The 15,456-nt window shown below is 41.4% G+C and carries 10 protein-coding genes; 2 read left to right on the top strand and 8 right to left on the bottom strand.

The window, feature by feature from the left end; all coding sequences use genetic code 11:
* Positions 1-4: 4 nt before the first annotated feature.
* The 5 genes from HZA77_08480 to HZA77_08500 form a co-directional block, all read right to left on the bottom strand.
* Positions 5-1,348, bottom strand: coding sequence for an MFS transporter (locus HZA77_08480; GenBank protein MBI5375458.1), 1,344 nt, complete (start codon positions 1,346-1,348; stop codon positions 5-7).
* A 17-nt stretch (positions 1,349-1,365) separates the two neighbouring features.
* Complete coding sequence (locus HZA77_08485; GenBank protein MBI5375459.1) at positions 1,366-2,124, bottom strand: pyridoxamine 5'-phosphate oxidase family protein; 759 nt, start codon at positions 2,122-2,124, stop codon at positions 1,366-1,368.
* A 124-nt stretch (positions 2,125-2,248) separates the two neighbouring features.
* Positions 2,249-3,247 (bottom strand): FAD:protein FMN transferase, encoded by a 999-nt coding sequence (locus HZA77_08490; GenBank protein ID MBI5375460.1) that lies wholly within the window; start codon positions 3,245-3,247, stop codon positions 2,249-2,251.
* A 147-nt stretch (positions 3,248-3,394) separates the two neighbouring features.
* Positions 3,395-5,275 (bottom strand): aldehyde ferredoxin oxidoreductase, encoded by a 1,881-nt coding sequence (locus tag HZA77_08495; GenBank protein ID MBI5375461.1) that lies wholly within the window; start codon positions 5,273-5,275, stop codon positions 3,395-3,397.
* A 45-nt stretch (positions 5,276-5,320) separates the two neighbouring features.
* Entirely contained in the window at positions 5,321-5,830 is a 510-nt protein-coding gene (locus HZA77_08500; protein MBI5375462.1) for a rubrerythrin family protein, read from the bottom strand.
* Between the two features lie 119 nt (positions 5,831-5,949).
* Here HZA77_08500 and HZA77_08505 point away from each other — a divergent pair, with 119 nt between their 5' ends.
* Positions 5,950-6,531: a VOC family protein gene (locus tag HZA77_08505; protein ID MBI5375463.1), complete on the top strand. Its 582-nt coding sequence runs from the start codon at positions 5,950-5,952 to the stop codon at positions 6,529-6,531.
* Between the two features lie 15 nt (positions 6,532-6,546).
* Here HZA77_08505 and HZA77_08510 read toward each other — a convergent pair whose 3' ends face one another.
* The 3 genes from HZA77_08510 to HZA77_08520 form a co-directional block, all read right to left on the bottom strand.
* Positions 6,547-11,391 (bottom strand): Ig-like domain-containing protein, encoded by a 4,845-nt coding sequence (locus tag HZA77_08510; GenBank protein ID MBI5375464.1) that lies wholly within the window; start codon positions 11,389-11,391, stop codon positions 6,547-6,549.
* 124 nt (positions 11,392-11,515) lie between these two features.
* A complete protein-coding gene (locus HZA77_08515; protein ID MBI5375465.1) occupies positions 11,516-13,192 on the bottom strand; it encodes a phospholipid carrier-dependent glycosyltransferase in 1,677 nt (558 codons plus the stop codon).
* A 308-nt stretch (positions 13,193-13,500) separates the two neighbouring features.
* Complete coding sequence (locus HZA77_08520) at positions 13,501-14,469, bottom strand: GGDEF domain-containing protein (protein ID MBI5375466.1); 969 nt, start codon at positions 14,467-14,469, stop codon at positions 13,501-13,503.
* Between the two features lie 456 nt (positions 14,470-14,925).
* Between HZA77_08520 and HZA77_08525 the strand changes: the two genes are divergently transcribed.
* Positions 14,926-15,456 (top strand): flagellin FliC (locus HZA77_08525; protein MBI5375467.1); only part of this gene is annotated, 531 nt, incomplete at its 3' end.

Consider the following 15,456-nt stretch of genomic DNA (forward strand, 5'->3'; position numbering starts at 1 on the left):
TCCATTATTTTAAAACTGCTTCTGCGGCCCCAAGATTTTCAGCATTTGCTGTCAATGTGAGTTCTGCCTCACATTTTTTCCTTACAACCAGTAACCAGACGATGAAAAGTACGTTAAGAATAGCTTTGAACATGAACGCGAACTGGGTCGAGAATATATCGCGGATAACTCCTGCCGCCTGCAAAAGTAATATTAACCCTACTGACTGGACTGTATTCAGCCCGCCCATAACAGTGCCGACCAGATACCTCGGTGCTGCATCTGCCGCAAGTGTATTTGCGCCGATCACCACTCCAGACATCCCGAATCCTATAAGACCTATTGGCAATGCTACAGCATATGAAAAGGGATTATCAACAAAATACAGCAGACCAAATCCTATGGATGCGCTTGCCATGGAAAGGATTATTGTTGCTACGCGGCCTATCTTATCCACAAGAGGACCTGCTACAACATTACTAAGCATTGCCATTACTGCAAAACCCATCATTATAAGTCCACCGATACCGGTTGCTTTGACAGGGGTTAATCCATGTTTTTCTGCTGCCGTGACGAGCCAGACCATCATGAGAAGCCGGATTATGGGCGTATCCGCACGGCCTATGAAAGTAGCGGCATAACTCACTTTCAACGGTGTTGATTTTTTTACAAGTGCCATGAGCTCTTTGAATCTGCCGGGCTGTTTTTTCTTCTCCTCTGACATCCTGTCAACCAGCCCTGCCCAGATAACAATGGATGCAAGGAAGGCAACTCCCGCCGCAACAAGGAAGCTGTTGTATATCCCGAATACCCTGGGCATCTGACCTATTGCACCGAAGGAAAGGATAGTGCCAAGTCCCATCGCTATTCCATACATAGCCATAGCTTTTCCGCGGCTTGATGGATTGGTATAATCAGCAATGAGAGGACTGAAATGTGGCCAGGTAAATATAAGGGCAACTCCCAGAATGAATCTTGTCACATAGACAGCATACTCTGGTGACAATCCGACTATCATGCCCAATTCTTTTGAATAGCCAAAACTGATTATGAAAAGCCCTGTGATGGCTGCACCTGACATGAGCATAATCCTTCTTCCAAGTCTGTCGGAAAGAAATCCAACATAGCCTGCAAGGAAAAGCGAAGCCACCTGGCTTAAATTCTGTAAAAGCGAATTTATTGAGCCTGCCTTGCTGTCTGGAATACCTATTATCTCTTTCAGGAATACAGGCTGTATGACAGCCGGGAAAACCATCAATACATTTACAAGAAAAGCAGCAGTATAAAGGAAATAGAAATTCCTTCTGGTTACCCCAGAAGGAATTTCTATACCAACGAATTTTGAATTAGTTTTACTTTGCTCTGTCATTTATTTATTCCAATCCCTCATTTTTCCCAAAGCTGATAAGGTGAAAACCCTTCTTTCATAAGTGAGGAATCAAAATAAATTATCCTTTCAACATCTATCCTTGTCATAATCATTCTTTTCAAAGCGCGGTCAGGAGTTACTCTGTAAAAGACATATTTTTTTGCAAGATCACTAAATTCCGCGGTACCAGGCTCATAAGGAGTTGCCTTGCCAAAAACCTGAACACTCTTCCACCAGCGGACCGAAGGAGGTGTTGGTCCTTCGATGGAACCTTCATAATGTACCATGCTTACAAGTGAGTTCTTCGTAAGCTCTGTCATCTTTTCAGTTCCCTTTTCATTGGAGCAGATGAAGATATGCTCATCAGGAACAAGGGTAAAGTCAGCAGTAGTTGCCGTAGGATAATATTTGCCGTCTTTTTCTCCAACTGTTGCCATCACGAAACGCTGCCTGTTGGGAAGAAAATCAGAGATCTTTTTCCAGAGAGCATCTTTTGGCATCTGAGCATAGTTGTTAATCCATGTTTTAGTTGCTGTTGACTCTGCATCGTACTGAACTTCATGGCATTCAGAGCAGGTCATTGATATTTCAACATTCGGGTGGTTCGGGATTTTTTTATCCGTTGCTTTTATTGCAGCAGGCTTTACTTTTGTTTCAGCAGGTGCACTTGCCGCTGAAGCAGCTCCCGGTTTTTCGTCAGCAGCAAAAAGACCAGCAGAATAAAAACCTAGAGAACCGCAAAGCACAATCACCAACAGCCATCTGAGTCTCGTCATACAACATTCCTCCAAAATTAAAAGTTAGAGTGGGTGCTCGAAAATCAAATTTATCTTAAACCAATTGTAAAAAATGTGCAAATTTTTTTTACACTATATTTACACCAAAAAAATCAATTAGTTCCTACTCGATTTGAACACCTGAAAATCTTTTTCGAACCCATTTATTGAAAACCACGCGTCCATCATTCTCAATTATTATTACACCTGTGCCGCCAATCTTATCAGCAAAATCCTTCCCTTCCTCAGGGCCCATTACAAAAACAGACGATGAAAGACCATCTGCATCTTTTATTGTTTTTGCGATGACAGTAACACCGTGGCATCCTGTCGCAGGCATACCGGTTCTTGGATCAAAGATATGATGAAAAGTTTTCCCTTCATTTGAAAACTTCCGTTCATAGTCGCCTGATGAAAACACTGCCATATCTGTAAGAGGCAGGATTGCAAGAGGTGTTTCAGGGTTTCCCGGATTCCTCACAGCTACATTCCAGAGGTTTCCGTCAGGCTTTTCCCCCCAGACATAAACATCTCCGGAACCATTGATTAGTCCTGCCTGTATTCCATTATCTTCGAGGACCTCATACCCTTTTTCCAGGATGTATCCTTTCGCGATACCTCCGAGATCAATCTCAATGCCAGGTTTAATGAAACGGAGCATTTTTTTTACGCGATCCAGTTCGATAAACTTATAGCTCACATACCCCATGGCATTGCGCTGTTCTTTTTCCGAAGGTTCCAGAGGATTACGCGAATAAAAATTCCAGAGATGCAGAAGCTTTCCCACAGTAATGTCAAATGCCCCGTTTGTCTCTTTAGAAAGACTCTGCGCTCTTGATAGCACTTCAAACATTTCATCAGAGACTTTAATCCATTCCGTAGAGCTGTTCCTGTTTATCTCCGATACTTCACTGTCATCTTTCCAGTTGCTCAGCATCCTGTCGAGGCGTTTCATTTCTTCAAATGCTTCCATTGCGGCGTTTTGGGCGGTATTCTCGTCACTGCTTCTAAGCGTAAGCTCGACCTGCACACCCATTACGAAATCACGGTAAACATAAAGGGAATCATTGCTCCCTTCATGGAACTTTAAAGACGAGCACGAAGAAAGAATAATGGCAAACAACAAAAAAATAATATTTGCTCTGCGCATACAAAATTAGAATTCAGATTTTCCTGGAATTGTCAACAGGCAGATTTGAATTGACGGCTAAGTGGTGGCAGGCTGCATATGAGCGCCTGAAGTTTGAAGCGAAATGCAGACTGCCACCCCTTAATACGTGCTGAATACCTCATTCATTCCGTCTCTAAGCTCTTTCCAGTAGCGGCGGGCAGTATTGCGCTTATCATTTCTAAATCCGTCGCACCATTTTTTAAGCTCTTCATTGGACGGACTCTCCTGAAGATGCTTCTCAAGGTATTTTCCGACAATATCAATAATCCTGCTGCTTTCCCAAAAGTGGGAGTGGTTTGACTCATTCATCGCAGAGACAAGCTTTAAGTGATGAGCAAAAAAATCTACTTTCATAGCAAAATAATCATTGAATATTTCTTCTATAATGTCCTCAGCCCACCCCCGATGGAAACGGCACATTCCTGCGTTATCTATGGAAATCTCCTTTACCATACGTTCTGCATTCAGCCTGCCAAGCTCGCGCGGCTCATGGTAATCATATCCGTAATACTCAAAATATTTTCCCATTATGGACATAGGAGAGAACATACCTGGTGTCCAATACTGGTTAGGCACCATTGTGCCATACTCTCCGAAGGCATTAAAAACAGCATAATCTATTGTGTTTATGCCAACACTTTCATCCAGCTCCTTTGCGGCCTGTCTCATACCAAGCCTGAAGTTCTTCCCCCATTCCTTAAAAAGTATCATGTCAATTATTTCTCTGGAAAGCCGCGCATTATTCTGCGAATCTTCTATAATCCTGAAGTTCTTGTAATCGAAAACCGGTTCACAACTTAACCTGAGGAGATCTTTTTTTATTATTCCTTTAGAGAGAAGTTCCATGACCCATGAAACCATGCCCCCTATCTCTATGGCATCAAATCCCATGGAATCAGCATAATACACGATTTCTTCAGCGGCTCTCTGGTCAAATATCCCGCAGTTGGGTCCTAATGCCTCGTATGGCTCATAATCTTTTTTGTATTCCCCCCGTACCTTCTTACAAACTGCGACACAGGGTTCTCCGCAGGTAAAAAAACTCTTTTCCGCTATTATCTCGCTGTTGAACTGTTTTAGATAATGAGCTTTTATAAACCTCTCATGTATTTCAAGACGTTCTGCGTCTGTAAGATAAATGGAACTGTAATTGAAGCTGAAAAGAAGTTCTTTCAGGGAGGTAAAGTTAACACCAAATGTCCCTCCGGTATCAAACTTTGGGTCAAAGCGGTATTTTTTAGTGACCTCGAAATCCTTGAGTTTCATCTTCATCTGGTATTTATCCAGGAAGTAACGGTCAACAAGGGTCTTGTCCATCAGGTCATCGTCGATATAAGTGCCGCCGAATATTATGGCAGCAATATTATGTTCCCTCAAAAGCTTAGACCCGAATCCGCCTCTTCCTGCCCAGCATTCAGCATTGGAAATCCCGTCACTCGTAATCTGAGAAGAGCAGATTGCACCGAAATTTGTATGAAGTGCTGCCGGACCTGTTACAAGAATGCGCGGTGATTTTGAAAAGTGCGATAGATACCTGTCGTAAAGATAGGACTGAAGGGCTAAAGTGCCTTTAAGATTTTTATAGGACTTCCATATCTCCTGAAGTGCGGGCAAAGGCTCAATGTCTATATCTATCATCTCAGACCTGTCACGCTTGAGCTTCAGGATGCTCGCCTGCGGACACTTCCCTTCGATGACAATAAAGTTTATTCCCAGGTCATCAAATACAAGGGCAGCTCCCCCCATTGTGGATACATAAAATCCTTCCCAGTGGGGGGAGCGTCCGCTGAATATAAGCCTGTTGGAGCCGGGGATAATGGAGCCGGCAAGCAAACCTCCTCCGATACAAAGCCCGTTCCGCTCCTGATAGACTTTGAAACCATAGTCAACCGGGCCTATTACTTCGCCGCTCTCAAATTTTACAAGTCTGTAATAACCAGTTGCTGCATCTATATGCAGCGCTCTCAGAAGATGTGCCATTAATCCTTCTCCTGCAGACGAAGTTGGGCATAAGATTTCTGCAAATTACAGATCTATTTTTTTAAATGTACTCCCCTTAACAGCGCAAATAGGACAAGCCTCAGGAGCTTCCTTCTCGGAAGTATAACCACACACAGGGCAGACAAAATACGCATACTCATCTTTCGATGAATCAATTCCATCGAGTAGCTTCTGATAAAGTTCAGCGTGTCCTTTCTCAACCTGAAGCGCATAGCTGAAGGACCTTTCCGCTTCCTTGTTCCCTTCAGCCCTTGCCTGCTCAAGCATCCCGGGATACATATTCTTGAATTCATGGGTTTCTCCTGAAACTGCCTCTTTCAGGTTATCTTTGGTACTGCCAATCCCTTTAAGGGCACGCAAATGATTGTGGGCATGAATGGTCTCAGCCTCGGCAGCAGCAAGGAACATCCGTGCAGCTTGTTTGAACCCTTCCTTTTTTGCCTTATCGGCGAATGCGAGATATTTGCGGTTAGCCTGTGATTCTCCTGCAAATGCAGCTTTTAGATTTTCTTCGGACTTTGACATGATTGCCATCCTCCACGGTTAAAATAATTTTTTCAGTTTACAAAAAAAACATGAATAAAAACATATAATAATTATATTAATAGAATATGCTTTGGTCAATCAAAGCGTAAATATGAGGAGGATTTGAAATGATAAAATTTAACGGTGTAAATCATCTTGCTATGGCAACGGGGGACATGGACAAAACTATCCGGTTCTGGCGAGACCTTCTCGGAATGAGGCTTGTTTCAGGACTTGGCCGGCAGGGGTACAGACATTATTTTTTCCAAATATCTGAATATGACCTGATAGCATTCTTTGAATGGGAAGCAGTTAAACCGGTAAAAGAAAAAGACCACGGCGAGCCTGTCAAAGGACCTTTTATTTTTGACCATGTATCCTTCGGAGTGGAAACAGAAGAAGCACTTTGGGAATTGAAAGACAAAATTTTCGCCGCAGGTTTTGAGGTTTCAGATGTAATAGACCACGGCTTCATACATTCAATCTATGCCTTTGATCCAAACGGCATCCCAATAGAATTCAGCCATAATGTGGAAGGAATTGACGTGAGAAAGAATCCCAATATGGGAGATAATTCGTGTTCAACTGTTGCGAAAGAAGGGGCTGAACCTCAAGCAGGGAAATGGCCGGCCGTAACAAATCCAACACCTTTGAAGGAACGAAAAATTTATCCCGGCGCAGGAAGCGAACTCTTCCATGGGAAGAAGTAAAAAGAGAAAAAAATTCTAAGGGGCAGGTGTGCCCGCCCATTCAACGGCGTTTACAAAGAGAGTTGAATAATCAGAGTTTGAAAGCTCAACATCAGAAAGAAGTGTGGAAAAGCTAATGACACGTCCGCTTCCATAATCCCAGCCTACCACACCAGCGGCACCGGAATTACTGCTGTAGTAATATTCTGTTGCTCCGGATTTGGCAGCAAGATTTGATTCTGAACCGCTAATACTGTTCATTGAAAAAGTGAAAGATGAAGGAAGCCCATTGTTAAGTATTGGGTCAGATATATCATATTGCGAATAACTTGTAGATGATGCACTGTTCCATGAGACCATATCAGCCGGAATAATAGGATCAAGCCCTGTATGCCTGCCACCTGAATCAATATTCCAGATGAGCCATTCTCCTGTGACAAGCCCGCCGCCGCTGTCTACAAAATCAATAAGGGCATTTTCACCGGAAACCGGCATGCTGCCGCTTGAACTCCAGTTATAGCTATTCTGAAGCACTACAACATTATATCCGTAAATATCTGTCTGTGTGCCATCCCATTCTCCCACTTGTGGTCCAAGAACAGGGATATGCTTGCGGGCAACAAGTGCATTAATCACTGCCTGGTCGGTATCAGCATCGCCGCTGCTCATTACATAAACGACAAGCGACCCAATAAGAGGTGCAGAACATTGTGTTGCAGATGCGAGAGAGCTTGTGCCGCTGGTAATAGATGTGGAAGAAACTGCTAAAGTGACTGTTACAGGTGATACAATTGTATCAACCGGAGATAAAGTAGTGACGCCAGAAACAAAATCCTGCGGGAAAACATAGGAACAATCGATTCCGATATCTCCATTCGAATCAATACGCAATATCCAGAAATCTTCGCTTCCTGCTCCAGTTGAATCTGTCTGTCCTGCAACAATATAACCGCCTTCTAAAGTCTGCCATACAGATGAAGACAGTTCATTGTATGGACCAACATAGGTATTCCCCCATTCAACAGTTCCGGCTGAATCAAGTTTCAACACAAAGGCATTAATATCAGAACTTGTTAAGAAGGTGTAGCCTGTTATTATATACCCTCCGTCCTTTGCCTGCTCAATTGAACGAGGGTATTCGGTTAACGAGCTGTCATAGATATTCTGCCATGCAACCGAGCCGTCAGAATTCAGTTTTAATATCCAAACATCTCCATCAGAATGAATTGACGTCGAATAAGCCGCTACTATATAAGCGCCGTCAGAAGTTTCTCTAACGGACGTGGCTAAATCATAATTGGTCCCGCCAAAAGTTTTCTGCCATGCAACTGTGCCGTCTGAATTAAGCTTCAATATCCATGCTTCAGTGCCTGAACCAAAAGAACCTTCACCTGCAACAATAAACCCGCCATCAGATGTTTCATCTATTGAATAACCCCACTCTGAATTGCTTCCTCCATATTTTTTCTGCCATAAAACAGTTCCCGATGAATCAAGCCTTGCTACCCATAAATCATTGTTCCCGGAAGAAACAACAATACCTCCGGTAACGATATAACCACCGTCAGATGTCTGATGCACTGACTGGGCAATTTCAGTATTGCTATCTCCCGAGCCTCCGCCAAACTTCTTCTGCCATTCAATATTGCCGGCTGCGTCAACCTTAAATAGCCAGATATCCGCAACCTCGGAACTGGCAGTTCCTGTAAAACCAGTTGTCCCTGCAACTATATATCCGCCGTCTGATGTCTGCTCGCAGGAATAGACAAGGTCATCATGCGTCCCGCCAAAAGTTTTCTGCCACTCAATTGAACCGTCAATCTTCAGTTTCATTAATAAAATATCCCACCAACCTCCCGATTCAGTATTGCCTGCGACAATATACCCGCCGTCTGATGTCTGCCTGACAACTTTGGCATTATCCCTCTCAGGACCGCCGTATGTCTTTGCCCAGAGCACATCAACAGGAGTAAGGGTTCCTCCGTAAATACACTGACTTATGGGCGTAAGGGAATAGCCTACCTCGTCAACAACAGACGTTGATGCAATACTTACTGATGTATCAGAGGGAATTACAGTTGTAGCAACCGCTAAAGCAGTAGTAGAAAGAGGAATTACATCCGTATCAGCAACCACAATATTGCAAACTCCGGGTAAATTTCCTTCTGAATTGAGTTTCATTACCCAGGGATCATGATAGTCCGCATCAAATGTGTCAGCATATCCAGCCACAATAATGCCACCATCCGGGGAGAGAGCAACAGAATTAAATCTTTCTCCCAATGTAGATGCCGGCAGGGAATATGTCTTCTGCCAGATTATATCACCTGACGAACCTACCTTTATTAACCAGCCGGCGCTGTCTCCGTCATGGATAAATGAATAAGTCCAGCCAGCTACAATAAAATTGCCATCTGAAGTTTCCCGGACATCCTCTGCAATGTCAGTGGACGTACCTCCATATGTTTTCTGCCATAATATATTGCCCGATAAATCGAGCTTGATAAGCCAGAAATCAGTGGGACCTCCTCCATAGGAACTCTTATAGCCAGCAATCAGATATTCTCCGCCTGATGTTTCTATTACAGATTGAGCTCTGTCATTAGCCCCTTCGCCGATCTTTTCCTGCCAAGAAATTGAGCCATCAGAGTCGAGCTTAAGCGCCCACACATCATAACCCGAGCTTATTTCGGAAGATGAAACAGTGTGTCCCACAACAAAATAGCCTCCGTCAGATGTTTCAATTATTTTCGTAGCTTCTTCAGTAATGCCCTCTTCACCGTATTTTGCTTTCCAGGCAACACTCCCGTCAGAATTAAGCTTTAATATCCATATATCATCACTGCTGGAACTGAATGAATAGGACCACCCTGCAACTATATAGCCACCGTCTGAGGTCTGCTGGATTGATTCAGCCTGCTCCATAGAAGAGCCTCCATAGGTCTTCTGCCACTCAGGGGTTCCATCGGAATTAATTTTAATAACACAGAAGTCATCAGTAGAACCTACAACAGAACTTGAAACTGTGTAACCGGCAAGCACATATCCGCTGTCAGTTGTCCGCTCAATAGCAAGTATTTCATCTCTATTTACATCCGGATTATACGTTTTCTGCCAGTTCACCGTGCCTTCGCTTCCAATATTCGCTATCCAGAAATAACCTTCAGAGGGATTTGTTTCTGGAACAGTATATCCTGCTGCAACACACCCTCCGTCTGGAGTAGCGGTAACAGAATTAGCTTGATCATCATCCAATCCGGTTGAAAATGTCCATGACCATGGAGAAGGCGCAGGCAGTGGAGACTGAGTTTTAAAAAACCAGACATAAGGAGATGCCATATTATTACCTGCAAGGTTTTCAACACCTGCTGTAATAGTAGCTGTGTAAACCATGTCATAGCTTAAAGGAGCAGAAGGAGTAAAAACAGCAGACATGGAATCAGTGAAATAGACAACTGTTCCTGTTATGCCGTTTACTATAAATGTAGATGTATTGATTGTAGATGAATTCATTGCTTCGCTGAATGTCACCTGAACGGTCGTGTCGATTGCGACCCCTGTCGAGCCGTTATCTGGATTAGAGAATAAAACCTCGGGCAGTGAAACAGGATTTACCGTAACCAATGCTATAGCATACTTTGAAGGGTCTGCATTACTCACAGCTTTCACAGTGACAGTAGTTGTTACAATAACTGACGGCGCTGTGTATAGCCCGGCAGAATCTATCGTTCCGTTACTGCTCCCCCCCTCAACTGACCATGCAACCGATGTGTCAGCACTGCCTGTAACAGTTGCATCAAACTGAACAGTGCCCTCTGATTCCACAGTCGCTGTTACAGGGCTGACACTTATTGAAACAATGTCCTCATCCTCAACTATGCTGAAACTAATCTCACTGAATTTGGAGCCGTCCTCTTTCCATGCAGCTTTAACAGTAGCAGTGACTGCTTCGTTAATTGTCGTCGGAGCAGTGTACAAACCGTTCTTGGTAATTGTCCCTAAATCCCCGTCACCGCTTACAGACCATTTAACCTCAGGATCAAATACCCCGGAAATCGTAACCGTAAACTGCTGCGTGCTCCCGGTATGAATCTCAGTTATCGCAGGCTCTATGGCGCTGACCTCAACTTCACCGTTAACTATCGTCAATATTATTGTAACTGGCTTTGTTGTATCTCCAGGCGCTGTTGCCTTTACATCCGAAACAGTTCCCTTGTAAATCTCCTTGCCGGAATCATCAATGCCATAGAGAGTTACCGTATAATTTCCTTCAAGAGGCACATCGGGGAACTCCAATACCCTGTCTTCAACATTTACAGGACCCGCTGTAAACTTTTCTCCGGTCAGGCTATTAACCGCAACTCCTTTTACTTTTTTTACCTCAGCAGGGATACCATTTGAAACCCTCGCAGACCTCCCTGATACCCACTTCGCCTTAAATGAAATCACACCCTTCTTCTTTGTTGAAACAACAGCAATTCTTGCTTTATTGGAATGAAGTTCATATTTCGAACTGTATGCGCTTATATAGACAGGATTTGAGGAAGGCACTTTCTTTGGAGCCCTGTAAACACCACGGCTATTTATCTTGCCAACATCCTTGTTGCCTCCTTGTATCTCATTGACCATCCAAATAATATCTTTCTCTATGTCTGTTGCTTTGGCTTTATAAGCAGAACTATTACCTTTAATCCCGGCAACATTGACGTTAAATTTCTGTTTTGCTCCCTTCTTAACAGATTTTTTGGATGGAGAGATCTTAATGCTTAATGATTGGGATGACTTGTTGGAATCTGAACTTTGAACTAAAAGTGGATTGGAAATGATAAAGAGGAAACACCATGAAACTACCAGTAAAAAGATAAATTTTTTATTTCGCATCTTTTTACCTGATTAAAGTTTTTTTCAAATATAGCAGGACAAATAAACTATGCACATCATTCCTAATTATACTTTACCACGGAGAAAAAATACATTTATTTGAATATATGTCAATAAAAATCATTTAATATTTAACAAAAACATAACCATCGACATCATAATAATCTTCAGACTCTGGCTTGGGAAGGCGCTTTTTCCAGCGTTTATAATTTCCCGCACTGGCCACAAGAACAACATTTCCACGATTCTTATTTATTAGCAGCGAAGCATCTGCCTTTTTAAGCGCCTTATGTTTTGCATCATTATATTCAAGTCCATAACCAAGCTCCCCCTCGTTTTCAATCAGATATACATTATCTCTTTTGTAATACCAGCAAACAGCAGTAACAGGACTTTCATCAGACAAGATAAGAGTCCCTGGTAAAACATCATCTTTGTGTGATTCAAGGAATGATCCCAATGCCTGTTCTTTAATAACCATGTCCGGAATAATAAAAGGATAACTGAAAAGCAACAAAAGAGGAGCAAGAGAGAATAAAAGGACCTTGTCCCCTGCTGATTTAAGTTTCCTTAAGCTCAAACTACAAAATAGTATCATGAATATAACGGCACTTTCCAAGAGAACCCATTCCCATGTTTTACTATATGGATAAAAGCCTTTATAGCCATAGAACTGCAGGTAGAAAAGTGCAATCAGGATTAAGCTGAAAATTATTGAAGATACCGCTGCGCCTGATTGAAAATTTTTGTTTTTCCCTTTCTTTAGAGTATTCAAAAGTCCAAGGGACATGAGAATGGCAAGGGGCGGAAAACAGGGGAGGATATAGGTCAGAAGCTTGGACTTTGATACTGAAAATAAAAGAAAAGGAAAAAGAAACCAGCAAAAGCAAAACCGCGTGAGATTACCAATTTGACTTTCTTCCCCAATCTTCTCTCTTATGGAAGAAGATGCTGCAGGAATCATAAACGTCCAGGGTAAAAACATGGCGGGCATAGTTAACAGGAAAAATCCAAAATTTCTTTTGTGTTGGGCATCGTGTCCAATAAAACGACGTACATGCTGTTCCCAGAAAAAAAAATTCCAGAAATCAGGCTCCTTAATATTAACCAAAATACTCCAGGGGAGTACGACAAGTATAGATACAACCAGAGGCAGCCATGAAAACCGGAGGATGTCTTTCCACCTACCCTGCCAGATAAGCCAGGGGACGATAACGAGAGCCGGCAGCGCAACAGCTAAAAATCCTTTGGTAAGAAAAGCGAGCCCGCAGAAAATCCCTGACGCCGCCAGTAAAGTTCTTTGCCTCCATAAGTCATTCTCTGAATCAGAGGCAAGATAAAAGGTCATCATCATTCCTGTGAGAAAGAATACAAACATATTATCGAGGATAGAAAACGTACCTATTCCGAACACAGCAAAACAAGTCAGGAAAATAATCGCGGCTGTATTTGCTTCTTCGATACTTTCTTTGACCGATTTCTTAAGCATCAGAAAAATTAACAGTGCAGAAAGCCCTGTAGCCATAGCAGATGGGAAACGCACTGCAAAATTGTTTTCACCAAAAAGCAATATGGAACCGGCATTAAGCCAGTAGCCTAAGACAGGTTTTTCAAAATAACGTAAACCATTCAGGTGAGGGACAATCCATTCATCTGTACTTATCATCTCACGGGGAATTTCTCCATAACGTGTTTCATCCTTGATAAACAAAGGACGCACCCCTAGCGGCATTATATAAAATATGATAAAAACTAATATAATCAGAAAAGAAAAACGTTTTTTTGATAGTGAGTTTATCATTATTAAACTGATTGCCTGAAGCTACTGTTATAATTAATCCTATTTCAACTCCGACAGGAATTTTCAAATAGTTTATTGAGCAATAACTATCGCTATCCAAAAATCATGTATAGAGGCTGACTGCTTTTTCTGATTTTTTATCATAAACAACTTCAAAATTAAAATATTTTTACTAATTGCAAAAACTGATTGAAGCTTATACAGGAATATTTATATCACAGAATAAAGGAAGAGAAAACAATACCTGAGGAAGGAATTTGCACACGCAGAGCTAAGCACGGCAGAATTATGACATTATCAAAACCTTTTTAACTATCTTCATATTTCACACTCACGTTCCCTCCTTTTCTTTTTGCTCTATACAATGCCTTGTCTGCTTCGCTAATCAATTTTTCAATATTGGTATAAGTAAATGTATGGGTAATCCCCATGCTTATTGTTCGTGAAGCAGTTACCTGCTCTTCTCCTTTGTTTGCAAGGAATGTTTTTTTCTCAAAATCCCTGCGTATCCGTTCAGCAACTATGTATGCCAGCATAGAATCTGATTCAGGGAGTAAAATCACAAACTCTTCTCCTCCATATCTGAAAGCACGGTCAAATTTTCTTATATCACTTCTCATAAGAGCACCCATAAAAGAAAGCATATTATCACCTTCAAGATGTCCATAAGTATCATTGTAACTCTTAAAACTGTCTATATCTCCCATGATAAGAGCAAGCGGGCGGTTATACCTGCTTGAACGGGATATTTCGTCCTCAAATACAATGTTAAGGTAATTCCGATTATAAAGTCCGGTCAGCTTGTCCGTTATCATTATTTCCTGAATTTCCCTGTTTTTCTTATCAAGTTGTTCTAAGGCAGACATCAGTTCATTGTTCAGACGTTCTACCCTTTCTTTATCCTCTAAAAGTTTCCCTTTTTGTTTTAATAAAAAAACCATGTTATTAAAATGTTCGCCGATTTCCTCAACAATTGTCGGGCACGAAGATTTGAACACTTTGCAGTTACTACATTTACTGTATTTTTCTACAAAACTTCCCTGTGGTTTTCCTCCACAATAGGTTCCGGCAATCTGCCAGCACCGGAATCCATTAGATGTATTACCGTACAAAGGACAATCATTTGTCTTGCAATCCAATGACTGCCAGCAATTGGTTATATTTTTATTTGGGAATGAAATATTGTCATTATTTATCATTTTTTCAAATATTGGAATAATATTGTCTCTTATGCTATTTATGATATTGTTCAATTCTTCATTTGACTCTAAAGTCATTTATTACCCTCCATTGTTATCCTGTAATTTAGTTATGTTCTTAAAGAGTTGCTGAAAAAACTAAATCCACAATGTGCAATTTTCATGCCGCCTTAACAGATGATTTCTTTAATGCAAAACGCTATTATTTATCTGCTTTTAAATAGAAATATTTTTCATAATAGAAATTGAAAACTTACTAATCCCGACAATTTATTTTCAGATTTGTCAATCAATTGACTGTAGAGAATAGTTTTATCTATATAATAATCACTGAAACATAACTCTAAAAAGTCATGTAAAGAGTTTACAAACACATCCGATAAAAAATGTGTTCAAACAAAAATCGAAAGGAGGTGTAACATTAACTTCATCAAGTTTTTTTATTTTTTTTAGGTCTAATTAATTAAGGATTAAAGTAAGGAAGCTTTAATCCTTGCTATTAACAAATAGCGAAACTTTCAAGGAGGAATTAGAATGTCATTACGTATTAACACGAACATAGAATCAATCAACGCTCAACGCAACCTTACTAAATCTACCTCAGCATTAAACAAATCTCTTGAAAAATTGTCATCTGGTTTAAGGATAAACCGTTCATCAGATGACCCTGCCGGTATGGCGGTGTCAGAAAAATTAAAAGCTCAGGTAAAAGGTTTTGACCAGGCAGTAAGAAATGCAAACGATGCTGTAAGCCTTACACAGACAGCTGAAGGTGCTTTAAGCGAAGTAAACAACATTCTGGTCAGAATGAAAGAGCTTGCAGCTCAGGCTGCAAACGGTACATTGAGCCAGTCAGACAGAAATAACGTTGATAAAGAATTCCAGGCGCTATCAAGTGAAATAACTAGAATATCAAGTGTTACAGAGTTCAACGGAACTAAATTGATTGATGGTTCCATATCTGGTACAGCCGTATCATTCCAGATAGGCATATCCAATACTACAAACGCACGCCTGTCTTTAACAATGAATGATCTTGATTCTTCAGCTCTCGGACTTGGAGCA

It is taken from the genome of Candidatus Schekmanbacteria bacterium, assembly GCA_016219965.1.
Classification (GTDB): domain Bacteria; phylum Schekmanbacteria; class GWA2-38-11; order GWA2-38-11; family J061; genus JACRJM01.

Bases quoted from the DNA above. Each gene is read 5' to 3' on its own strand.
- HZA77_08480 (MBI5375458.1), bottom strand. From the start codon at position 1,348: ATGACAGAGCAAAGTAAAACTAATTCAAAATTCGTTGGTATAGAAATT.
- HZA77_08485 (MBI5375459.1), bottom strand. From the start codon at position 2,124: ATGACGAGACTCAGATGGCTGTTGGTGATTGTGCTTTGCGGTTCTCTA.
- HZA77_08495 (MBI5375461.1), bottom strand. From the start codon at position 5,275: ATGGCACATCTTCTGAGAGCGCTGCATATAGATGCAGCAACTGGTTAT.
- HZA77_08500 (MBI5375462.1), bottom strand. From the start codon at position 5,830: ATGGCAATCATGTCAAAGTCCGAAGAAAATCTAAAAGCTGCATTTGCA.
- HZA77_08505 (MBI5375463.1), top strand. From the start codon at position 5,950: ATGATAAAATTTAACGGTGTAAATCATCTTGCTATGGCAACGGGGGAC.
- HZA77_08510 (MBI5375464.1), bottom strand. From the start codon at position 11,391: ATGCGAAATAAAAAATTTATCTTTTTACTGGTAGTTTCATGGTGTTTC.
- HZA77_08515 (MBI5375465.1), bottom strand. From the start codon at position 13,192: ATGATAAACTCACTATCAAAAAAACGTTTTTCTTTTCTGATTATATTA.
- HZA77_08520 (MBI5375466.1), bottom strand. From the start codon at position 14,469: ATGACTTTAGAGTCAAATGAAGAATTGAACAATATCATAAATAGCATA.